Source organism: Spirosoma sp., assembly GCF_026391055.1.
Classification (GTDB): domain Bacteria; phylum Bacteroidota; class Bacteroidia; order Cytophagales; family Spirosomataceae; genus Spirosoma.
On sequence record NZ_JAPLET010000020.1, the window covers coordinates 188,752 to 212,609 of the forward strand.

The window sequence follows — 23,858 nt, forward strand, 5'->3', positions numbered from 1 at the left end:
CCTTGTTCATCGTTTGGGAAGCCAACTGAGCCACATATTCAAGGTCAGAATCAAGGCATTCCGCCACATTTACAGGCCTTTCCGCAACGTTTGCTTGGTGGTAGAGATACGCACCTCTATGTTAGAGTCGCGGTAGTTTATTGAGTTCCTTCGAAACCTGTCAAAAGGCAGGCTCAGTGTACATGGCGGTCTGCCAGACTAATCTATTGAACGGTTTTGTCTGGAGACGCCCAATAAACGCACCAAGTACTCAGCTTATAGATCGGTGAATATGTCTTTTCCTACACGAGGGGTTAGCCTCTGGCAGAAAACAAAGTACGTTCACAGCCTGGGGGGCTGGATAATAATAATACTGGCTGGGGTGCTGTTTTTTCTGTCCATGAGCAGTGTGGCCCTGGGCCTGACCAGACTGATCAGCCGGGACTTGAACGGAATCTGGTTTTTACTGGGCGGTGTGCTGCTTCAAGGAGCCGCTATCTGGAGCGTCTGGGTCGTTGAGAAGAGAGCCCATTCCTGCCACTCCCGTTCCTGATGAGTGTGTTGGCCGCACGGTCACCTGTCCGGCGAACTAAAGGACAAGGCTACTCCATTCATGCAATACCGCAGTCCTGTAGGGTCTGGCCCATCCTTGAAAACGTGGCCTAAATGGGCATCACAAACTGAGCAGCGCACTTCCGTTCGGTTGCCGTCCGGCTCCGTATAAACAGCGTTGGCTACAACAGGGGTGTAAAAACTGGGCCAGCCCGTGTGTGAGTCGAATTTGGTGTCGGACGAAAAAAGCGAGTTGTGGCAGCAAACACACTGATATACGCCCTTGCGCGTTTCGTGTGTCAGATCACTGCTGTTGGGCCATTCGGTGCCGCTTTTTCGGGTTATATTATATTCCGAACGCGTTAGTATCGCCTTCCAATCGGCATCGGTTTTCTCTACTCGTCGATTACCGGGAGAGGTAGTGCCCGGTGGTCGTTTATGGGGTGGCCGTGGGGCAGCAAGGTAGGTTCCGTAAATCCATAAACTGCTCGTCAGAAGCAGAGCTGTTAAAAAGAAAAGCCTGTATTGCCGCATAGATTAAGTCCCTAGGGGTTTATTACGAAACGCAAAACGGGTAGTCTGACGTTCACAAACGCTTACCGTCCAATCGCAACTTTACGCAGGATAGAATCAATAACCTGTAAGGTTGTAACGCCGTCGGCCTCTGCTTCGTAATTTAGCATAATGCGGTGGTTGAACACATCCGGGGCTACTTCTTTGATATCTTCGGGCAGGACGTAATCGCGCCGGTCGAAGTAAGCAAGGGCTTTAGCTGCCAGATTCAGGTTGATACTGGCGCGGGGCGATACCCCAAACTGAATGTAGCGGGCTTCATCCCGTAGGCTGTACTCCAGTGGTCGGCGGGTGGCAAAGACCAATTCAATAATGTATCGCTCAAGGGTTTCGGAGATGGTGATGGTATTTATTTCATTGCGGATGGCTACCAGATCTTCCTTTCCCAGTACGGGTTTTACCTCATAGGCGAAATTCATGTTGGACATTCGACGCATGACCTCCATTTCATCTTCCCGGCTCAGGTAGTCCACAAAGACCTTCATCATGAATCGGTCAACCTGGGCTTCCGGAAGCGGATAAGTGCCTTCCTGCTCGACCGGATTTTGGGTGGCCAACACCAGAAAGGGCCGGTCGAGAACAAACGTTTCTTCCCCAATTGTCACCTGCTTCTCCTGCATGGCTTCGAGCAGGGCCGCCTGTACTTTGGCCGGCGATCGGTTGACTTCATCAGCTAGAATCAAATTGGCAAAAATAGGCCCCTGCTTCACCTCGAACTCAGCGGTTTTCTGATTGAAAATCATAGTCCCAATCAAGTCGGCGGGGAGCAGATCGGGGGTGAACTGAATTCGTTGAAAATCCAGTTCGAGTACTTTTGCGAGAGTATTGATGGTGAGTGTTTTAGCCAGACCCGGAACCCCTTCCAGCAAAATATGCCCACCCGTAAACAGGCCAATGAGCAGCCGGTTGAGAAGCCGGTCCTGACCGACTACAACCTGGCTCATTTCACTAAATACCTCACGGATTTTAGTGTGGTATGTAAAGGAAGATGTTGGCTGCATAAACTTATAAGTTGGTAAGTCAGTAAGTCGGTAAGTGGCTGACGCTAGTCCTGTTCATACGCCAGCCACTTACTGACTTACCGACTTATCTGACTATTTTTAAAACGTTGCCCGGATGCTGCGGTCTTTGCCGTGAATGTCTTTGTACACCTGAATCTTCGTGAAACCCCGGTCGGCAAATACCTGACGTGTTGCTTCGCCAAAGCGTTCGTTTATCTCTACATAACAGGCACCATCTTTGGTGAGGTGTCGAACGCAGAAATCAGCTACCGCTTTGTAAAAGACCAGCGGGTCATTGTCCTCCACAAACAGCGCCAGATCGGGTTCGTAATCGAGCACATTCCGGTCCATTTCGGCGGCTTCTGAACGCGTTACATACGGTGGATTGCTCACCACACAGTCGAAACGCTCACTAAAGTCGGCCGGAACATTTAAAATATCCTGAATTGAAAACTGGACATCAGCTTTCAGGTGTTCCGCATTTTGCCGCGCCAATGTGAGAGCCTTTTCCGAAACATCCCAGCCTGTTACCACCGACTGGGGCAGGAATCGGGCCATCGTAATGGCAATACAGCCGCTGCCGGTACCAATATCCAGAATAGGAACATCGTCGACGCGGTCCGCAAAGTCATGCATGATCAGCCGGACGAGGTCCTCCGTTTCGGGACGGGGTATCAGCACATCGGGCGATACCTCGAACTCCAGCCCACAGAAGATCGTCGTGCCAATAACATGCTGGATGGGTTCTTGCCGGTTAAGCCGTTCCAGAATCTTGAACCAGTCTGGCTCGGTGCGATTGGGGGGTAGGGGCTTGTCGGTTAATACATCGGTCTTACGCAGACCGAAATAATGGTCGAGCAGCATAAAGGCCATTTCCCGCGCTTCTTCGGGCGGATATACGGTAATATTCTTGCTGAGCCGTTCGTATAAAGGTTTGGCAGTTGCCATTTGAGTCGGGACTAGTAATTTTGCCAAAAATAGGGAAGTTTTCCCTGAAACACGGCTTACTTCTTATTCAAGAGTGTCTCAGCGCTTACTCGACCTGTCCAGCGGCTGAGCGAACAATACCAGGCGACAGGCCCAGAACCCGGAAAGGGTCTGTCTGCCAGTAATTTCTGCCTGACTTTAAATGATGAATGTGTCTGATTTATGGGTTGATGAGCGTTTTATGCGCCGTGCGCTCGAACTGGCTACCCTTGGTCGGGGCCATGTAAGTCCTAATCCAATGGTGGGTTGCGTTATAACACATGGCTCCGGGAGTCAGGAACGCATCATTGGCGAAGGCTGGCATAAGCGGTATGGCGACTGGCATGCCGAAGTTAATGCGGTCAACGCTGTGTTACCTGAACACCAGCAGTTGCTTTCCGAAGCCACTGTGTACGTAACCCTCGAACCTTGCTCACACTGGGGCAAAACGCCCCCCTGCGCTGATCTGTTGATTGAACGGCGTGTAAGGCGGGTTGTTTGCTGCAATGATGACCCCAACCCGTTGGTGTCTGGTCAAGGATTTGCAAAATTACGAGCGGCCGGGATACAGGTCGAGACGGGCGTTCTGGCAGAAGACGGACGCCTGCTCAACGCTCGGTTCTTTACATTTTTCGAGCAGAAACGCCCTTATATACTACTGAAATGGGCCGAAACAATTGATGGATTTATTGCCGGAGCAGGAGGTCAACCGGTGAAAATAAGTGGTGATCTGGCACATCGGCTGGTTCATCGTTGGCGGGGCGAAGAAGATGCCATTCTGGTAGGGGCCAACACGGCCCGTCTGGATAATCCACGTCTGAACACGCGCTTATGGAAAGGGAAAGACCCCATCCGTGTTGTGCTGGACAGAAAGCTCACGCTAGCCCCTAATCTGAATTTGTTCGATGGTACGCAGTCGACTCTGGTTTACCATGCTTCTCAAACTGATGCATTGCCTGACCTCCCTAACGTACAGTATGTATTCGCCGAATCACTACATCAGGTAATGAGCGACCTTTACCAGCGTAAACTACAATCCATTCTGGTAGAAGGGGGCGCAATTGTATTGAATGCGTTTATGGAGGCCGGTCTCTGGGACGAAATGCGCGTATTTCGGAGCCGGAAGATGCTCGGCAACGGTGTAAAAGCACCAACCGTGCGGGGAATTATTCACAGCCGCGAAAAAGTCGGCGACGATGAGCTGACTAGCTATATAAAGCCATAAACAGCTAAAAAAGCTCCGGCAGATGAGCACATCTGGATAACTGTCCAGATGTGCTCATCTGCCGGAGACGGTCATTTCAACGGCTATCCGGTCCTATTGGGATTGAGCAACCGGCAGTGCGTTACTGCCAATGTTACCGCTGGCCATTACTTTGTTGCCCGACATAATCTTCACATTCGCATTATAGGTAGCCAACTTGTCGTAGAAGCCTGCTTCGTTTATAATGAAGTATTTGTTGGCTGCAAAATCTCCGGTAGCACCCGTAATTGCGTCGAGTGTCTTAAGAGATTTGGTCGAGTTGTCAGCAACTTTACCTTCATAAATAGCTGACGAATAGGCGGTTCCTGAAACAGTGTTGTAAAGTCCCATTTCAACCATCGTAACCGAAGCACTGTACTTGTAGAATACCACCCGCCCGGAAACGGTTGATCCGGCTGCCGAGGTTAACGCGTACGATTTATACGTCGTTACGGTACCACCGCCGGGAGCTACACTGGTATTTGGCTCATACTTATTCTGCTCGCATGAACTCAGAAAAACAAGCATGGCGAGAAACAGACCTATTGCTGGAATAACGCTTCCTTTATTGACGAATCGATTCATAGCTGAAGTTGCGGTTAGAAGTTGAAGGTTAAACGGCCATAGTAGTACGCACCATTGGACCCCTGCTGATTGTTGGAGTACAGATAGAAACCCTGGTTCTCGGGACGGAGTATTTGCGGGTATTTATCGAAGATGTTGCTGCCACCAATCGATACTTTTACATTCCGGTTCAGGTCGTAGCCGAAGCTCAGGTCAAAAACGGCCTGTGGCGAGAAAGTTTGATCGTAAAAGTTGCCGTCGTTGTCTGAAGAAACTGACCGCTCCGTTACAGTGCCAAAGTAGGTGCCGCGCAGCATAGCGTTAAATCTATTTACCCGATACGTTACCGATCCAATCAGTTTGGTTCGTGGTGTACCTGTTTCAAACTGCCCGATCACATCACGGCTCAGGTACTTGCCCACAATCTGCTCCGACGTAAGATTAGCCACATTCAGGTCAAGGACTTTCCGGTTGAGAACTGTGTTTTTGCTGAGAATAGTGGCCAGCGTGAATGTCAGGCTTTTGCCTTTCTGCAGGTTGAGGGTGTAGTTACCAACGGCCTCAAGACCTTTCGAGCGAACATCAGCACCATTAACGAAGAACTGGGCCTCGCCTTCGCCGATTACCTCACTGTAGTTATTGCCAACCTCCGACGCGTTGAAATAGCTAGTCCGGAAAATTCGGTTGTCAACATCAATCTGGTAGGCATCCAGGGTTACTTCAAAGCCCGGTGCGGGCTGATAAGTAAGGCCTATGCCGTACGTACGCGACTGCTCCTGTTTTAGGCCTTTAATACCTAATACGCGGGCAGCAGTGCTGTTTGTTGGATAGGTTGTCACGTCAAGCGGTTGGGGAATACCGTTGGCATCGGGTACGAAAGCGGTAGCTGTGTGCGTATAGTTCAATTCCTGTAGCGAAGGAGCCCGGAAACCGGTGGCAATTGATCCGCGTAACGAAAGCGTTTTTGTGATCGAATAGCGAGCGGCCAGTTTACCAATGGTTACACCCCCAAAATCCGAGTAATTCTCCAGTCGGAACGCACCGGCGACGAGGAATTTTCGGGTCAGTTCCAGTTCAGCGTCTAGGTAGGCGGCCATTGTCGTTCTGAACTCATTGCGCTCATTTTTGGGGCCGAAACCTGCAAAGCACTGGCAGTTGGACGAAAGTGACTTAACCGTTACCTGCTGACCTGCTTCGACAGCCAGCGGGTTTCCATTGGCATCAACAATGGGAACGCTGCTCGCATTCTCCAGCGGTTTTCCGTCAGGGCCAACCAAGAGTCCGTCTTTCCCAACGGTAACAACGCCTGCCGTTCCATAAGCGTAACTTTCTTCCTGCCCTTTAATGATTTTGTAGTTCTCAATGCGCATTTCGGCACCAAACGCGATGTTCAGCCCATTCATGATGCCTTTAAAGTAACGGGACATGTCGAGGTTAGTCGAGTTCTGGGAAAACTGGTGAGTTCCCAAGTTCATGTTCACCGGCGAATTGGAGCCTAAAGACGCATTCATAGTGTTGACCATGCCAAGCCGCATCGTATTTCGGCCGAAGGTGTTGCTGAAGTCAACGCTGAACTCACCGATCTTGCTTTTAAGACCAATGGTGTTCGATACATCCGAGGTGTTGGATGTCATTTGAGGCCGGAAACCGTTCGGGTAGAGCAAGTAGTTGAAACGGTCGGTTTGGGCGGGTCGGCGGAAATAGCAGGAGAAGCCTTCCAGATATTTGTACGAAGCACCACCAAAGCTGTAAATGGTTGTGGTTGGGTTAATCTCATACCCTGCGTTGTAGAAGGTACTGCCAAGCGTAATAGCGGGCATACCGGCATACACGGCGAAGTCTGCTTTTGTTAGGCCGCGTGCAGTCATTAATCCGGCTTCGGTTGTCAGTGCGGCAATTTGTGAGGTGTTACCTGCCGCCTGAGCATTGATTAATTCAGGGTTAGTAATGACTGGATTGCCCGCCTTGTCGGTTCTCAGGTTGTTGAGGTAGGTTTTATCGAAAAATCCCCAGTCATTCACAAAGGGGCGCAGTGTTGGCCGACGCTGTGTGATCTGACCAGACATATTGAAATAGCCTTTGTCGCCGATTTTGAAGCCATAATTGGCGTCGAACTGATAATTGAAGCCATCGGGTTTACCCGATTTTGTCAGCGCACCGGCCTGACCACCCGTGTTGGCATACCCACCGCCGGTTAAGTTAGCCGTTAGTTTGTTGGTGCCTTTCTTGAGAATAATATTGACCACACCCGCAACGGCGTCAGAGCCATACTGCGCAGCAGCACCATCCCGCAGGATTTCAACCCGGTCGATAGCCGACACCGGAATCGTCATCAGATCGACCGTTGTAGACGGGCTGCCAACGGCGGTTTCGGTAATAAGGAGGGCCGATGTGTGCCGTCTTTTTCCGTTTACCAGCACAAGGATCTGGTTGGGAGCCATGTTGCGCAACTGAACGGGATCGACGTGAGAGTTCAAATCACCTCCCTGCGACCGAACGGCATTGAAACTTGGTGCGACAAAAGCCAGCATTTGTGCCAAATCAATTTGCGGAAGCTCGCCCATTATGTCCTTGATCGAAATAACGTCGACCGGAACCGGGGTTTCCAGAATTGTACGCCCGGTATTGCGCGAACCAGTCACAATTAATTCCGTCAACTGGGTGGCATCTTCGTCCAGCGAAATGTTAAAGGTGGTTTCGCTACCTACTTTAATTTCCTTCGATTTGAAGCCGATGAAACTGAAAACAAGCACATCGTTCGGTGTGGCTTCCAGAGAAAACTTACCTTCACCATCTGTCACAGCGCCCTTTCGGCTGTTGCCTTTTACTAATACGTTGACTCCCTGTACTAGTTCGGAGTTAACACTGGAAACTACCTTACCGGTTATTCGCTTGCTCTGCGCCAGAGCAGACATCGGACATAGGGCGACCACCATGAACATGGCAACCAATACAGGAAGAATGTCATGCTTACGTAATTTTATTTCCATGTTTAGCATTTAGATAAAGTTGAACACACTGATTGTTAGGTCACTATTTACTTCTGAGTAGGTTCTTTTTAGCTGGATACAGCCAACTAGGGTTAGTAAAGTTTGGGCAATAGATTGCCACAGGCCGATTTTTTCGACCGCTGTGAGTAGGTAAACTGGATGCTTGAATACCGACGGTAATCGGCTCGATCAGCCGTAACCGTCTAACTACACGTTCTTTTGTAAGATGACTCTCTGCTTAACGATTCGTGCGCACGAAATGAGAGATAGTGTTTTGTTGTACTTTGTCAAATATGCCTACTAAAATTATGAGATCAAATACTTAAATAGAATTAAATACTGTTTTATTTGATTTGTGCAATATAAAATTGGTAGTCGAATATTTTTTTAATGATGACATGATCAGGTAATTCTGGTATTGACATACTTTTCATTCGGTTTGTTGCGAAGCATCAGTCTATCTACTTCGTTTCGTATGCTCAAGTTGGGCCTTTACCTAATATTATGCCAACAAGCTATTGGTTATAAGTAGACTTTGATAAACTTGGTCACACAATTTTATGAATGACCCGGTAACGGAAGATTGACCCTAAATTCCTCTACATTTTATGAAGTATTGTTTACTCAATTTTTTGTTGATTTTTTGTACGCTGTCCGTTTGTGCCCAGAATGCGGCAAACTCTGTCGAAGCACTGCACTTTATTAAGTTGGGGAACACGCTCCGAATGGTTGACAGGCCACAACAGGCTATTGACTTGTTACTCAGGGCGCTGCCGACCGTTCAATCGAAAGATAGTTACCTAGAGGCCGTTGCTTATGAGAATCTTGGGTTTGCCTACACGGATCTGGAAAACGGGCAGACAGCATTAAGCTATTTATACAAGGCCCATAACCTGTATCAGAAACTTAACTACGGGGCCAGTGCAGCCGCCATGCGTCAGTTAATCGGTGAAATGTCGGGGAAAGATTTGTATGCGGGTATTGATATTGGTGCATCGGGTGTTAAGCTGGCCATCTTTAGATCGGTGTACGAGAACGGTTTTTTTACTAAAGACATCAAAGTCAAACCCGTTGCTCCAAACGTAACCCTGGTATCAGGTACCGCACAGTCATTCAAAGATGGGCAGGACGTTATGAAGGCCTACATTGACTCTATCAGGCGATACAAAATTCCGGCAGATCATACCTATATCGCCTTTAGCAGTGGCGTTAATGAAACCTTGGGGAAAACACCGGCCAGGAAAAAGAAACTCTATGAGTTGTTTTCGTCGCTGGTAAGCGGCACAGACAGTCTGCGTATTGATACCACCCTGACGGCTGCCCGCGAAGCTGAACTGTTTTTGATTGGCTCTGTGCCCCGCCGGTTATGGGTTGCCACATCGTGCATAGATATTGGAAGTGGAAATACAAAGGGAGGCTATTACGATGGTGGTCGGAGGTTTCATGCGGTGAGCTTGCCGTATGGCACCAAAACGCTGGCAAACCTGATCGACAGAAATAGGTCGTTACCCATAGAAGCCTACAAAGAGGAAGCTCGACGGGCGATAAAGGTGATTGCCGATACCGCTGTGAATGTTGAATTTAATACGGCCAGTCCCGGATTGCACCAACGTAAAACGGTAGCCATTGGTGGGGGGATTGCCTGGGCTATGACCGTGTATCTGCATCCTGAAAAAGCGGGCACAACGGCTGTACCCCTCACCCTGAGTGACGCACAGCGATTTGCCCGCTTAGTTATGACCGATTACCAAAGCCTGATCCAGCCGGATTTGACCGATCTGACCGATCCGGTTGTGCGGCAGAAGGCAGAAGCCGATATCAATAATGTTCAGAATCAATTCAACGAGAAGCAACTGATCGCAGGAGCACTCTTGCTAGAGTCTGTATTTAGGGCCTACGCCAACACATCCGTTCCCAAACGCTTCGTCTTCATCCGGGATTCGGACATTAGCTGGGTAACGGGTAAGTTCCTGGAAACACTCAACCAAAGCTACGAGCAGGCCGTGGTCAAGAGTACCCGATAGCCCGTCTGGACATCAGGCAAACAACTGGCCTGATGTCCAGACGCCTTTTACACGCAGGGATTGATCCAGCCGTACCAGATTCGCCACATAGCCAGGTTGAATTTTACCCAGCTGGTCGCCCAGATTAATGATCTCGGCCGGAATTACCGATGCCATACGTAACGCACTGGTAAGCGGAATACCGGCCTGCTCAACGGCAATCTTTACGCAATCGATCAGCGTAATAGCCGACCCGGCCAGATTCCCCTCGTTGTTGACATACCGGCCGGGTCCATTGGTGTCGGGTTCATAGTGTACCACAAACTGGCCGAGTTCAAACGTTGGTCGGGGTGGGTTAGCGAACAGGGCATCGGAAATAAGGAAAAGACGTTCGCCCAGCAGTCGGTAAGCAATCCGGATGGTAGTTGGGTTGCAATGGTAGCTGTCGGCAATGATACTGGCACGAACCGTAGGATGATCAAAAACCGCACCTACCACACCCGGTTCACGGCTTTCGTACCCGCGCATGGCATTGTACAGATGTGTAGCCAGCGGAATTCCTTCGTTGAAAGCTGCCGTTGCCTGCTGGTACGTTGCGTTGCTGTGACCGAGAGAAAGAAGCGTGTTCGAATGCTTTAACGTGTTAATCGTCGCCAACTGGGCGGGGGTTAGAATTTCCGGGGCCAGGGTAAGAATACGGATAACATCCGCATCGGTACTGAAGAGGGTTTCCAGTTCACCCTCTGCCGGAGTACGAACATAAGCCGTGCTGTGGGCCCCCCGTTTGATCGGATTGAAATAAGGCCCCTCAATATGAATGCCCGGTACGCCCAATGGGTTTTCGGTTCGTACAACCTGCACTGCCGCCATCGACTCCCGCATAATGTCGAGCGAAGTCGAATGAATGGTAGGGAGCAGGGTAGTAGTGCCATTTCGGGCGTGCGAAGCATAAATGTGCCGGACTGTTTCGGGCGTTGGCTGATCGTTCAGAAACAAGTCCGATCCACCGTAAAGTTGTAAGTCAATCAGACCCGGTATAAGATAGTCGCCATTAAAATCAATGACTGGCGTATCCGCATCAGTCGTGTCGATACTGGATGCGGGGATAATTTCGGTGATACGATCGTCGCTTATTTTTACTGAACTGCCGGGTAACCAGTCGGTTCCGGTAAAAACATGAGCATTTACAAATTTATACGCCATTTGGGTTGAGCCTGATTTCTGATTGGTACGTCAAATGATGGCCGGAATGTAGTCGATTTTTCGTTTTTTTGCGAACTGTTTCATGTGAGTACCAACCTGTTTTTCTTTTGAACGCCGTTCGTTTAACTCCCCCCGCTACACTGGCAAAGTCCGGACCATCCAATCCCGGACTGGATAATCTAGTTCCGGACTGGATGGTCCGGACCACGATTCCACTGGCCTCATCCAAAAGCGAAAGTAATCGCGCTTTAATCATCGACGCGCTTACCGGCTTTCGCTGCGATTTGCAAAACCTTTCAACCGCCCGCGATACCCAGACGATGATCCGGCTGCTGAAATCGGAGGACGCCACCGCTGATGTGCTGGACGCCGGAACTACGATGCGGTTTCTGACCGCCTATTTCAGCGTAACGGGGCAGCAGAAAACGATGACGGGCACACCCCGGATGTGTGAGCGCCCGATTGGTATTCTGGTCGATGCCCTGCGTTCGCTGGGTGCCGATATTACCTACCTCAAAAATGAAGGCTATCCACCCCTGCAAATCAAAGGGTTTTCGCCCTCCGCCGAATCGACCAACCGGCTCAGCATTCGTGGCGATGTGAGTAGTCAATACATTTCGGCGCTCGTCATGATTGCCCCGTTGCTGCCCAATGGGCTAACACTGGAATTGACCGGCGCCATCGGTTCCCGGCCGTACATAGAAATGACCCTGGAGCAGATGCGTTACTTCGGAGCCGATGTTCGGGCTGATTGGGAAACAAAAACGATAACGGTAGCCTCCAGCCCGTATGTACCCAAACCGTATGCCATCGAGTCGGATTGGTCGGGAGCCAGTTATTGGTACAGTGTAGCCGCACTGGCAACGGATGAAAGGGCTGAAATAAATTTGCTGGGCCTTAAAGCCAGATCCTTGCAGGGCGATAGTGCTATTGTGGAAATCATGCGTTCCTTGGGCGTGAAGAGCACGTTTACAGATACGGGCGTTCGGCTAACAAAGATACCGACGCAGCAATCGCTAACCTGTGACTTTACCGATTGCCCGGACCTGGCCCAGACCGTTGCCGTGTGCGCAGCCGTGAAAGGTGTTGTCTTGCGGATGACAGGAATCGAAAGTCTGAAAATCAAAGAAACTGACCGGGTGGCTGCGCTACAGGCCGAGCTACAGAAGATTGGTGCGGAGCTGGTAGAAATCGAAACCAATCATCTGTACGAAGTTCATCAACTGGCAATAGCTCCCGCCGGCCCGGCAACCATTGACACATACGACGACCATCGGATGGCTATGGCCTTTGCTCCCGTAGCCATGCAGCAGGAGATCATTATCGATGAGCCGGGTGTTGTAGCCAAATCGTACCCATCCTTCTGGGAAGATATGGCGAGGGTAACAACCGTTAAGTTTATAAACGAATAGTGTAGGGCTGGCTCTGGGCTGCAGGTTTACTAGTCCGGTCAACTTACCCAATTGGGCGAAACAGATGACTGGTTCCTAAACCCGTTATCGAACGTACAACAGGCAGGTTTGCCGCTTCAAAACATTACGAATTGGAACTCATGGGTTCTCCTGACTGGAGAACCTGTTTTTTTAAAGGGCTGGAGGTTAGCAGGGTAATGCGAAATGAGGTGCCTTCCCCCACGGTCGATTCCACTTCGATAGAACCGTGGTGCAACTCGATGATGCGTTGCGTCAGCGCGAGGCCAATGCCATGACCCGAGATGGTCATGGTTGATTCTGACCGGTAAAAGGGCTCAAAAATATGGGCGATGTCGCTTTGGGAAATGCCATATCCATGATCGCTGAAGGTGAGTTTGATCTTTCCCGGCATGAACAGGATCCGAACCGACATCCGATTGTCCGGCGAGTATTTGCAGCCGTTTTCCATTAGGTTCTGGAACGCTGTTTGCAGGAGCGATTCTTCACCCACAATAACCAGGTCTTCTTCCTGAACGGGCAGATTGTCAAAATCAATGTCGATTTGATACGCGGGCTTTTTGCTCACAATCAGGCTTTGAGCCTGCCACAATAACTCATCGATACGGACGGGTTGGTAATTAAGCGTGACAATGTCGGAGTTAGCCCTGGCTAATTCAAGAAGGCCATTCACCAGTCGGATCATACTTTTCACTTCATCGAGCAGGGCGTCAAACGCCACCTCATATTCTTCGGTCGTACGCGCCTGCAGGCGGGTCACTTCAATCTGACCCATCATGACGGTCAGTGGCGTCCGTAACTCATGCGACGCGTGTGAAACGAAGCTCTTCTGCAAAACAAACGCTTCTTCAAGCCGTGTAAGCATGTCGTTGAAGGTGCGGGCCAGATCTGCCAGTTCGTCGCGCTGGCGCCCCACGCTCAATCGCTGGTGAATGTTGGTAGCCGAGATGGCATTGACCTGCGTAATTAATTCCGCTACGGGTCTGAGCGCATCCGTAGCGAACAGGTAACCGGCAATTCCAACAATAATCAAGCTCAGCAGCCAACCCGAAAATAAAATTTCCCGCAACCGGTCGAGTTTAGTCAAGCCGTATCGGTCATTGCCCGAAGCAACGATTAGTAACACTTCGCCCCGTGAGTTCAGATGAAGGACACCAACGGCTTCCAAATCGCCGATCCGAACGTATTGAGGTTGCCGAAGGGTTATTTTGCGCAGGAAATCGGGGGTTACCGGGAAGCGGGGCCGCTGGTTTCCCTGGTTGAAAAGAACAACTCCCCGCTTATTGTAAACCGTTACCTGTTCGTTGGTGATAACCGGCAAATCGGCCTGCGGCACTTCGCCTACATCTTCGCGAAGCCGTATTGTGGTAAATGCTTTTTCCTGAAGACGTTGTTGAAACTCCTGCTCCCTGAACTGATCATAAAGATAGTAAACCGAAACTGTGAAGAGCAGCACAATCGAAGCGACCAGCAGCACAAACAGAAGGGTCAGGCGGGTACGGATATTCATTTTTCAGGAGTGAGAAGGTAGTATTAGGAGTGAGTAGTAAGAGTGGCTGACGCACATTTTATCCTGCGTCAGCCACTCTTACTACTCACTCCTAATACTAGTAGTTAGTCTTCCTTCAGCATATATCCCATACCAATAACCGTATGGATAAGCTTAGTGGGAAAATCTTTATCGATTTTCTTTCGAAGAAAATTGACGTACACATCAATTACGTTCGTACCGGTGTCGAAGTGAATATCCCAGACTTTTTCGGCAATGTCAACGCGCGAGACTACCCGGCCCCGGTTGCGCATCAGATAGTCGAGCAAGCCAAATTCTTTGGCGGTCAGTTCGATCCGTTTTTCGCCCCGACGGGCTACTTTTTCATTCAGATCAAGTTCAAGGTCCGCCACCTTTAGTACATTGGTCTGCATGCCGGCATCGCTGCTTCGCTTTGTCAACGCCCGCAGCCGTGCCATCAGCTCCCGGAACTCAAAGGGTTTTACCAGATAGTCGTCGGCGCCGGCTTCGAAACCGGTGAGCTTATCATCTACAGAGCCCATTGCCGTAAGCATCAGAACGGGTGTGCGGTTTTTCTCCTGCCGGATTGACTGAACAACGTCGAAGCCGTTCATCTTGGGCAGATTAATATCCAGCACAATAACGTCGTAGAGGTTGTTAAGCGCCATATTACGCCCAACCTGGCCGTCATAAGCTACATCCACTTCGCAAGATTGCTCTTCCAGCCCTTTCTTAACAAACGAGGCAAGTTTAGGCTCGTCTTCTACTACCAGAATCTTCATATCGGCAACATACATAGCTATTGGCTGATTTAAAAACGGCAGAATAAATTATTTAGTTAATGAGACACAGCCTGGCAAAAATAGCCATATTAACGCCGGCGAATGCTTTGCTCCCATGAGCCCCCAAAACTCGCTGGCTGGTCTTAAAAGGAGTTGAAAACAGAATTAAAAGAGAGTTAAATTAAACTGGGCGATGAGCGCACCAAATACAAAAAAGCCGCTCCGAAATTCGGGGCGGCTTTCCGCTTCTATCCACACCATTTCAAGATTAATGACCGAGCGGCCATTAAATCTTGATGTTCAACCTTCCCTTTGTAAAGGATTGTTATGCTAAAGTAAGCAATTTCTTTTTACAGGATAAAAAACTATTTCTTTTTCTATCCTTGTAAGTCTATGCAAATTTTGCAATATCCTGTTAAATAAACGTGAAAACAAGGTTAAAATTATTTGCCTTGTAAAAAAAATGAGCTGTAATTTAAATATCCCTAAATTTCTGCCGATAAAAAGCATAGAAAATAAGGGGAAATATAAACAGGGTTAATAGAGTTGCTGTAATAAGGCCACCAATAACAACAATAGCCAGCGGTTTTGCTGTTTCAGAGCCAATTCCGTGGGAAATGGCCGCTGGAATCAGACCAATTCCAGCCATCATGGCGGTCATGACGACCGGACGTATACGGGAAACAACACCCTCTCGGATTGCGTCGTTCAGGGGAAGCCCATTTCGTAAATTCTTCTTGAAAACAGATATTAGAATGACGCCATTCTGAATACAAATGCCAAAGAGGGCAATAAAACCAATGCCTGCCGAAATGCTAAAGTTGACATGCGTAAGCAGCAAGGCAGCGATGCCGCCAATAATGGCAAAAGGAACATTGAATAACACCAGCCCAGCGTCTTTTACGTTGCCGAAAAGAATAAATAAAATAAAGAAGATAGCCAGCAAACTAATGGGAACAACCTGAGCCAGTCGGGCAGTGGCTCGCTGCTGGTTTTCAAAATCACCCGCCCATTTAGCGGTGTAGCCCGCGGGTAGCTTTACATTGGCCTGTACTTTTTGTTGGGCCTCGGCCACCGCGCTACCCATGTCGCGGCCCCGAACCGAGAACTTCACAGCCCCGTAGCGCTGGCCCCCTTCCCGAAAAATCAATACGGGGCCGGTTTGGGTATAGACATTGGCGATCTCCTTGATGGGAATCATACTGCCGTTTTCAGTTGGAACCATCAACTGGCTAATTTGCTGCTCGCTGGACCGGAAAGGTCGGTCGTACCGGATACGCAGGTCGAATTTTCGCTCACCTTCGTAAATCTGCGTAGCTGCTTTACCACCAATGGCCATTTCGATGACCGCTTCGGCATCCGCTTTATTAATGCCGTACAACGCCAGTTTATGTTCGTCCAGTTCGATCCGCATCTCGGGCTGGCCCGTTGTGCGAATTACCCCCAGGTCTTCTATGCCCTTAACGGTGGCCAGCTGATTTCGGACTTCGCCCGCTTTGGCTTCCAGTATGCTTTGATCGGGGCCATAGATCTTGACGGCGATGGAGCCTTTCACGCCCGAAACAGCTTCCTCTACGTTATCCATAATGGGCTGCGAAAACCCAAAATTTACACCCGGAAAAACGCTGAGTTTCTCCTGCATTTTCTCGACTAGTTCTTCCTTAGTCAATCCGCTTTTCCAATCGTCCTGCGGATAAATATCGACCAGAAACTCGATGTTGTAAAAACCAGTTGGATCGGTACCGTCGTTTGGTCGGCCCGTTTGCGATATAACACCTTTTACTTCCGGAAACTGCTCGAAAATATGGCGCATCTGCACACTTTGTTTCACTGATTCGGGCAGCGAAATGCTCATCGGCATGGTGGCCCTCACATAAATGGAGCCTTCATTTAATTCAGGTAAAAACTCCGTGCCAAGCAGGGTGAAACCCGACAAGCCAACCAGCACAAGAAGACCCGTGAACAGTATGCTTGTTCTCTTATGCGCAAACGTAAAACCAAAGAGCCGGGTCGAGTAGTTGGTGACGAAGTTGACAAACGGGTTGTGTTTCTCGCGAACGTTCTTTTTTAGCAGAATACTGGCCAGAACGGGAACCAGTGTCAGGGTGAAAATAAGCGCGCCCAGCAGTGCAAAACCAAGTGTCCAGGCCAGTGGGGAGAACATTTTTCCTTCTACTTTCTGAAAGGAAAAAATCGGGATCAGGCAGGTGATAATAATGGCTTTGGAGAAGAAAATAGCCTTGCCCATTTCCGTTCCGGTTCGGCGCAGAATGCCCAACTTGGCCAGGCGGTTGAACTTAGCCATGCCCTGCTGATGGGCCAGTTCGTCGAGCGTAACGAAAATGCCCTCTACCATCACTACTGCACCGTCGACGATGATGCCGAAATCAATAGCACCCATCGACAGCAAATTGGCCGACATGCCCTTTAGCCGTAAGCAGATGAAAGCAAACAACAGGGCCAGGGGAATCACGATAGACACGGTGACCGTAGTGCGCCAGTCAGCCATGAAAAGAAATACGATGACCGTTACGAAGATGATGCCTTCAATTAAGTTATGCGTTACCGTGTGGGTAGCGAAGTTAATAAGCGTTTCGCGGTTGTAGAACGTGTTGATCTGCACATCGTTGGGCAGAATACTATTATTTAACTCATTGATTTTAGCCTTTACCCGCTCAATTACTTCACTTGGGTTTTCGCCCTTGCGCATAATAATGATACACTCTACCTCATCATCTTTCTTGTCGCGCCCCGCTTGTCCGAGCCGGGGCAGGGCCGACTCCGAGACCTGCGCCACATTTTGAACCGTAATGGGCGTTCCCTTAATATTCTTTACAATGATGTTCTGGATATCCTGCTGGTTTTTCAACAGGCCAATGCCCCGTACCACATAGGCTTCCGAATTTTTTTCGATGACGTCGCCCCCCACGTTTACATTGGCATTCGCCACGGCCTGATAGAGTTGGAGGGGTGTGATGTTATAATCCATTAACCGGCGTGGATCGACCGAAATTTCGTAGGTCTTTACCTCACCGCCGAAGCTAACCACATCGGCTACGCCCGGCACACTTTTAAGCTGACGGTCAATGACCCAGTCCTGAATCGTTTTCAGTTCACGGGCGGTTCGGGTAGACGATTGAAGGGTGTACCGGAAAATCTCCCCCGTTGGGCCATACGGTGGCTGTACATCAGGCCGAATGCCTTCGGGCAGTTCGATGCCACTGAGCAGGTTGTTTACCTGCTGGCGGGCAAAGGCATCGTCGGCCCCGTCGTCGAACAGGATTTTAACAACCGACAGGCCAAACAGGGAGGTAGAGCGTATGTCTGTCCGTTTCTGTACTGAGTTTAGTCCAATTTCAATCGGTATGGTAACGAACTTTTCGACCTCTTCCGCCGACCGTCCGGGCCATTGGGTGATAAGGGTAATCTGAGTATTCGTTACATCCGGAAAGGCTTCTATTGGCGTATTCTGATAGCTGATAACACCGGCAACAACGGACAGTGCTGTCAAAAAGAAAATAAAAAACTTATTCTTCAGTGAGAAGGAAAGTATGCTTTTGATGAATTTGTTCATACCGGCTTCGGTGTGCGACTTGGTTACGTACAAATGTGCCGGGCCGAACTTAAATTAAGCTTAACCTGCTGTTAAAAGTGAGTTAAATAGTATCTATCTCTAGTAGTAGTTGTGCAGCGGGGTGTACTAGACCGGGGCTTACCGGCCCTGTGAGGCTTTTAGAAGTGGATAAAGACTAAATTTTTGTGCCAGTCAGGCGTTTGCTACGTTTACTAGGTAATTACGTTTTCTACATCGCTTAATTGACTCAACACGTATGTCTGACATTCAATCAAACTTTGGCCTTGCCTCCAGTAAAGAAGAAACATCACTTATTGAAGACCCAATAAATCCCTTACCCCGAGCCGTTTTACGGCCCAACACCCACTGGTTGCTCGATGGAGAGTGGCAGTTTGCCCTCGATCCTAAAGACACCGGCCTACGCGACAGATGGTACCTGGGCCACGACTATGATGGGGTGGCTCAGTGGCCGGGCTCGATAGAAGCGCACATGGCGCGTGCCAAAGGGCAGAACGATCCAGTAATCTGGCACGATAAAGTGATTGCCTGGTACGAGCGCGAGTTTTCTCTTCCGGAACGTAGCGAGCCGCTTTCACGCTCCATCATTCAGTTAACGTTTGGTGCTTGCGGGTACGAAACGCGGGTGTGGCTCAACGGACACCCACTAAGCACCATCGAAGGAGACGAGGTGCATTATGGCGAGTATACATCCTTTTCTTATGAACTGGCCGATGAATACCTCCGGCCTACAAACCGCCTTACGGTACGTATCGCGGATACTATGGATGCCGAAACCCCACGCGGAAAGCAGGAATCTCACGTCTACAAACGAGGAGGCATCTGGTATCAGACGTATACGGGCGCGGTGCGTTCTGTGTGGCTGGAAACTGTTGAACGAAACCGATTGCGGTCTAGGGTAGGGGTGGTCAGCACCATTGAGGACCACCTGGTTCGGTTTACGTTCACAATTCGTATCCATGATCCGGGCAATTATATTCTACGGCTTCAGGTTTTTGAGCGGAAGGCCCCCGAGTCAGCGCCCCCTCTGGCGACGTCCGATTTTCCGTTGCGGCTCGAAGCCGGGCAGAAACAGCAGCGGGTGTCGATGGAAGTTTTGGGTACGGAACTCTGGTCGACGGAAACACCAGTTCGTTACCGGCTCGTGGCTCAGTTAATTGATTCTGAAGAGCACACTGCCCAGATCGAGACCCAGTTTGGTCTTCGTAAAATAGAAGCCCGGGGTCGGTACGTGTATCTGAACAACAAACCCATCTATCTTGATGGGATTCTGTATCAACCCGGCACCGCAACCTACGAAGAAATGAAGCGGCATATGCAGGCCATGAAAGAATTGGGCTGCAATCTGGTTCGGGTTCACATTGCCGGTATCGACCCCCGGATTTACAACCTGGCCGATAAACTGGGCTTGTTACTGTGGGTGGAAGTGCCCAGCCCACACAGCTCAACGACCCGCAGCCGCCAGAATCACCGGGCCGAGTTGATGCGGATGTTGGCTCTCATCGGGACGCACCCTTCGGTAGTGATCTGGAGCTTGTATAATGAAGACTGGGGTGCTCAGGATATTGCAACTAATCCCGAAACCCGTGAGTACATTATGAATATGTATCATTTCATGCAACTGGCCTACCCGCAGTTTCTGGTTGTTGACAACGACGGCTGGCAGCATATTTCGTTCGAAGGACGGCTTAAGTCCGATTTGCTCACGGCTCACTTGTACACACCCGACCTGGGCCATTGGCAATCTCTCCTCGACCGGCTGGTTGCCGGTGATCTGGAAACAGTCGCTGCGTTTCCGCTGGTGGTGGGCGACCCGTTCTTCTACCGGCGTCAGGTTCCCCTGATCGTGAGCGAATGGGGAGGCTTCGGCTTTGCTAACTATGGCGGGCCGCAGGACGCCGAAGATCGCACCGAACGTATCCGCCTGTTCAAGCAGGAGATGCGGAAACGTTCCATTGCGGGGGATGTCTACACGCAGGCCACTAACATTGAAGACGAACGCAATGGGTTGATCGACCCACAAACCGGCGAACTCAGCGTACCGGCCGGATTGCTGGCTACTGGCGGCTACGAAAACATGCCCAATACACCGCTGTAGGTCGTTCGTGAGCAGAGTCGCCCGTTGCCTTCCTTAATTCTATACAGGCTACCTGTAATTATATACGATAAAATGGATGCATCGGGCTGACCTTTGTGTTATCCTACTAAAGACATAAAAACTATGGAGCCCCTGAAATTCAAAACCAACATAAAGTGCGGTAATTGCATTGCCACAGTAACGCCATTCCTTAACGAAGCCGTTGGGGAGGGAAACTGGGAGGTGGATGTAAAAGACCCTAAAAAGGTGCTGACCGTTTCTACTGCAACGGCCGATACAGTACGTCAGGCTATTGAAAAGGCTGGCTACAAAGCCGAGCCACTTAACTAAAAAAGCCATGACCATCGCCGATACAGACCGAAAACCCGATTCCGGGGTTTTGGCCGGTGAAATACGGAAAACATACCCAGTGCTGGAAATGTCCTGTGCGGCCTGTGCCGTTAGTGTCGAATCGATCCTAAAGCACACGCCCGGCGTGAGTGCCGCCGGGGTGAATTATGCCACGCAAACGGCCTGGGTTCAGTTCAATCCGAGTGTCGTTACACCCAGCGAATTGCAGACTGCCGTTCAGGAAATGGGGTACGACATCGTTATTGAAACAGAGGAGACGGGGGTCGATGCCCGTCAGGTTCAGGAGGAGGCACAACAGCAGCGGGTACAACGCTTGAAACAGCGAACGATCTGGGCCGTGATTCTGTCGTTGCCTGTAGTCGTCATCGGTATGTTCTTTATGGACCGAATCCCCTATGGCAATTACATTATGATGGCGCTCTCGGCTCCCGTGGTATTCGGGTTGGGCCGGTCGTTTTTTGGTAATGCCTGGAAACAGGCCCGGCATGGCAGCGCCAACATGGATACCCTGGTGGCATTAAGTACCGGTATTGCATTTCTGTTTAGTGCCTTTACAACCATTAATCCGGATTTCTGGCATAGCCGCGGTGTTCATCCGCATGTTTATTTCGAGGCCGCATCGGTTGTTATCACCTTCATCATGCTGGGGAAACTGCTCGAAGAAGGCGCAAAGTCAAATACCTCTTCGGCCATCAAGAAGCTGATGGGTTTACAGCCTAAAACGGTTCATCTGGTTGTGGGCGATAGCGAACAGGAGATTCCGATCGCTTCCGTACAGGTTGGAAATCGGCTGCTCGTTCGGCCGGGCGAAAAAATCCCGGTTGACGGCCGGGTAGCGTCGGGGCAATCGTATGTCGATGAAAGCATGATTAGTGGGGAGCCGGTACCGGTTGAAAAGCTGGCTGGGGCTCCGGTCTTCGCCGGGACAATAAACCAGAAAGGGAGCTTTCAGTTGTATGCCGAGAAAGTGGGGGCCGATACGTTATTAGCCCAGATTGTCCGGCTGGTTCAGGACGCACAGGGCAGTAAGGCCCCCGTGCAGCGCACCGTCGACCGGATAGCCGGTGTGTTTGTGCCGGTTGTGCTTGGCATTGCCGTGTTGACATTCATTGTCTGGGCAGTTTTTGGTCGCTATCTCATGCCAGAACAAGATTCCTTAACAACCGCCCTGCTAACTTCGGTAACGGTTCTGGTCATTGCCTGCCCCTGTGCGCTGGGACTGGCTACTCCAACGGCCATTATGGTGGGGGTTGGTAAAGGAGCCGAGAATAACATCCTGATCAAGGATGCCGAAAGCCTGGAGATTGGGCATACCGTTAATGCAATCGTTCTCGACAAAACCGGAACGATTACCGAAGGAAAACCCGTGGTAACTGACTTGCTCTGGTCTGTTAAAACCGACGAACAGCCGCAACTGGAAGCCGTGCTTTACGAACTCGAAAAACAGTCTGAGCACCCACTGGCCGAAGCGGTCGTTGCCCATCTGACGAAGTCGGGGCCCGTACAATTGGAAACGTTTACCAGTGTTACGGGGCGTGGAGTAAGTGCCCGATACAATAACGGCGTATATCTTGTTGGTAATCAGACTTTATTAGGCGAAAATCAGATTTATTTATCCGCTGAGCTAGCCCGTCAGGCGTTGGAACTGCAAAATCAGGCGAAAACGGTCGTGTTTTTCGCCCGCCGGATGCCGGAAACTCCAGGAGGAGAGGTGCTGGCTATTCTCGCCATTACCGATCCGGTCAAAGCAAGTTCGAAGCAGGCCGTTGACCGGCTGGTGAGCCAGGGTATTGCTGTCTATATGCTGACCGGCGATAATGCGCAGACCGCAGCCGCCGTGGCAAAACAGGTAGGCATCAGCCACTTTAAAGCCGAGGTAATGCCCACCGATAAAGCGGATTTCGTGCGGGAATTGCAGGCGGCCGGAAAAATTGTGGCGATGGTCGGCGATGGGATCAACGATTCACAGGCATTAGCCCAGGCTAACGTAAGTATTGCTATGGGTAAAGGGTCCGACATTGCTATGGATGTCGCCCGAATAACGCTGATCACGTCAGACCTGACCAGTGTGCCTAAGGCGCTTCAACTGTCGAAGCAAACTGTTCGGGTCGTTCGGCAAAACCTGTTCTGGGCGTTTATTTATAATTTGATCGGTATCCCCATCGCTGCCGGGGTGCTGTATCCGGCCTTTGGCTTTCTGCTGAACCCGATGATTGCCGGGGCGGCCATGGCGCTAAGCTCAGTATCTGTAGTTAGTAATAGCCTGCGCCTTCGAGGCATCCGGTTATAGCAGTGCTAATTCTCCGCCCCTTAAAAAAGGGGAGAGGTTAGGGGTGGAGTAGGTACATCAGAATACAAACAAAAACGCCCGACCAGTTTTCTAGTCGGGCGTTTTTATGATCTATTAGTGTATTCGCGGTATTATTTACCAACCGTACCACGCAGTGCACGTGGGATTTCGATGCTGGCTACCGGGTTAGATGCCTCTTCAAGCATCTCGATGTTTGTCACCGGGATTTGACCAACACGGACAGATTTGCCCAGGTCAAGACCAGTTACGTCTACATCAATAAAATCAGGGATGTTTTCAACGGTACCTTTCACGCGCAGTTTACGAACGCGGGTTACCAGTTTACCACCTTTTTGTACCCCTGGAGCTGTACCTACTAACCGAACTGGAACAGCAATTTTGATTGGTTTTTTATCCGTTACCAACAGGAAGTCGGCGTGCAGCAGCACGTCACTTACTGGGTGGAATTGTGTTTCCTGAAGAATAGCCCGGTATTCAGCACCCTCGATGTTCAGGGCTACTTCAAAAATATTGGGCGTATAAATCAAATCACGGAACAGAATAGCCGGCGCATAAAAATGCACTTGCTCTTCTCCACCATATAACACGCATGGAACATTGCCCTCGGCCCGAATCGCCTGTGATTCCGTGCGGCCGAGATTCGCTCGTTGATACCCTACAATCTCGATTTTTTTCATGATAAAATTTGATTTTGACTGATAGAATGATAA

At 50.1% G+C, this 23,858-nt stretch carries 17 protein-coding genes; 7 read left to right on the forward strand and 10 right to left on the reverse strand.

Annotated elements, in window-relative coordinates:
- Positions 1-271: 271 nt before the first annotated feature.
- Positions 272-532: a hypothetical protein gene (locus NT073_RS13655; RefSeq protein WP_297374277.1), complete on the forward strand. Its 261-nt coding sequence runs from the start codon at positions 272-274 to the stop codon at positions 530-532.
- Positions 533-552: 20 nt separating this feature from the next.
- On the opposite strand, the gene msrB is transcribed toward NT073_RS13655, so the two are convergent.
- The 3 genes from msrB to prmC form a co-directional block, all read right to left on the reverse strand.
- Complete coding sequence (gene msrB, locus NT073_RS13660) at positions 553-1,065, reverse strand: peptide-methionine (R)-S-oxide reductase MsrB (RefSeq protein ID WP_297374278.1); 513 nt, start codon at positions 1,063-1,065, stop codon at positions 553-555.
- Between the two features lie 62 nt (positions 1,066-1,127).
- A complete protein-coding gene (locus NT073_RS13665; protein WP_012927481.1) occupies positions 1,128-2,105 on the reverse strand; it encodes an AAA family ATPase in 978 nt (325 codons plus the stop codon).
- A gap of 99 nt (positions 2,106-2,204) precedes the next feature.
- On the reverse strand, positions 2,205-3,053 hold the full coding sequence (gene prmC / locus NT073_RS13670; protein WP_297374279.1) for a peptide chain release factor N(5)-glutamine methyltransferase: 849 nt from the start codon (positions 3,051-3,053) through the stop codon (positions 2,205-2,207).
- A 184-nt stretch (positions 3,054-3,237) separates the two neighbouring features.
- Here prmC and ribD point away from each other — a divergent pair, with 184 nt between their 5' ends.
- Positions 3,238-4,296, forward strand: a complete 1,059-nt coding sequence (gene ribD, locus NT073_RS13675; protein WP_297374780.1) for a bifunctional diaminohydroxyphosphoribosylaminopyrimidine deaminase/5-amino-6-(5-phosphoribosylamino)uracil reductase RibD — start codon at positions 3,238-3,240, stop codon at positions 4,294-4,296.
- Between the two features lie 93 nt (positions 4,297-4,389).
- Here ribD and NT073_RS13680 read toward each other — a convergent pair whose 3' ends face one another.
- Both NT073_RS13680 and NT073_RS13685 read right to left on the reverse strand, forming a co-directional pair.
- The gene (locus tag NT073_RS13680) at positions 4,390-4,899 is read right to left on the reverse strand and encodes a hypothetical protein (protein ID WP_297374280.1); all 510 of its coding nucleotides are present in this window, start codon (positions 4,897-4,899) and stop codon (positions 4,390-4,392) included.
- 14 nt (positions 4,900-4,913) lie between these two features.
- Positions 4,914-7,868, reverse strand: coding sequence for a TonB-dependent receptor (locus NT073_RS13685; protein WP_297374281.1), 2,955 nt, complete (start codon positions 7,866-7,868; stop codon positions 4,914-4,916).
- Positions 7,869-8,476: 608 nt separating this feature from the next.
- Between NT073_RS13685 and NT073_RS13690 the strand changes: the two genes are divergently transcribed.
- The gene (locus tag NT073_RS13690) at positions 8,477-9,892 is read left to right on the forward strand and encodes a tetratricopeptide repeat protein (protein ID WP_297374284.1); all 1,416 of its coding nucleotides are present in this window, start codon (positions 8,477-8,479) and stop codon (positions 9,890-9,892) included.
- 12 nt (positions 9,893-9,904) lie between these two features.
- Here NT073_RS13690 and nagA read toward each other — a convergent pair whose 3' ends face one another.
- Entirely contained in the window at positions 9,905-11,074 is a 1,170-nt protein-coding gene (gene nagA, locus NT073_RS13695) for an N-acetylglucosamine-6-phosphate deacetylase (protein ID WP_297374287.1), read from the reverse strand.
- Positions 11,075-11,181: 107 nt separating this feature from the next.
- On the opposite strand from nagA, the gene NT073_RS13700 reads away from it, so the two are divergent.
- Positions 11,182-12,486: a 3-phosphoshikimate 1-carboxyvinyltransferase gene (locus tag NT073_RS13700; RefSeq protein WP_297374290.1), complete on the forward strand. Its 1,305-nt coding sequence runs from the start codon at positions 11,182-11,184 to the stop codon at positions 12,484-12,486.
- A gap of 124 nt (positions 12,487-12,610) precedes the next feature.
- Here the strand turns inward: NT073_RS13700 and NT073_RS13705 are convergent, their stop codons facing one another.
- The 3 genes from NT073_RS13705 to NT073_RS13715 all read right to left on the reverse strand — a co-directional run bounded on the left by NT073_RS13705 (position 12,611) and on the right by NT073_RS13715 (position 18,370).
- Positions 12,611-14,014 carry an ATP-binding protein gene (locus NT073_RS13705; RefSeq protein ID WP_297374293.1) on the reverse strand — a complete coding sequence of 468 codons (1,404 nt, stop codon included), beginning with the start codon at positions 14,012-14,014 and terminating at the stop codon, positions 12,611-12,613.
- Positions 14,015-14,118: 104 nt separating this feature from the next.
- Positions 14,119-14,796 (reverse strand): response regulator transcription factor, encoded by a 678-nt coding sequence (locus tag NT073_RS13710; RefSeq protein ID WP_297374783.1) that lies wholly within the window; start codon positions 14,794-14,796, stop codon positions 14,119-14,121.
- A 475-nt stretch (positions 14,797-15,271) separates the two neighbouring features.
- Positions 15,272-18,370, reverse strand: coding sequence for a CusA/CzcA family heavy metal efflux RND transporter (locus NT073_RS13715; RefSeq protein WP_297374296.1), 3,099 nt, complete (start codon positions 18,368-18,370; stop codon positions 15,272-15,274).
- Between the two features lie 256 nt (positions 18,371-18,626).
- Here NT073_RS13715 and NT073_RS13720 point away from each other — a divergent pair, with 256 nt between their 5' ends.
- From NT073_RS13720 to NT073_RS13730, 3 genes are all read left to right on the forward strand, one after another.
- Positions 18,627-20,486: a sugar-binding domain-containing protein gene (locus NT073_RS13720; RefSeq protein WP_297374299.1), complete on the forward strand. Its 1,860-nt coding sequence runs from the start codon at positions 18,627-18,629 to the stop codon at positions 20,484-20,486.
- Positions 20,487-20,609: 123 nt separating this feature from the next.
- The gene (locus NT073_RS13725) at positions 20,610-20,816 is read left to right on the forward strand and encodes a heavy metal transport/detoxification protein (RefSeq protein WP_297374302.1); all 207 of its coding nucleotides are present in this window, start codon (positions 20,610-20,612) and stop codon (positions 20,814-20,816) included.
- A 7-nt stretch (positions 20,817-20,823) separates the two neighbouring features.
- On the forward strand, positions 20,824-23,127 hold the full coding sequence (locus NT073_RS13730) for a heavy metal translocating P-type ATPase (protein WP_297374305.1): 2,304 nt from the start codon (positions 20,824-20,826) through the stop codon (positions 23,125-23,127).
- A 131-nt stretch (positions 23,128-23,258) separates the two neighbouring features.
- Here the strand turns inward: NT073_RS13730 and NT073_RS13735 are convergent, their stop codons facing one another.
- Positions 23,259-23,825 carry a 50S ribosomal protein L25/general stress protein Ctc gene (locus tag NT073_RS13735; protein ID WP_297374308.1) on the reverse strand — a complete coding sequence of 189 codons (567 nt, stop codon included), beginning with the start codon at positions 23,823-23,825 and terminating at the stop codon, positions 23,259-23,261.
- Between the last annotated feature and the right edge of the window lie 33 nt (positions 23,826-23,858).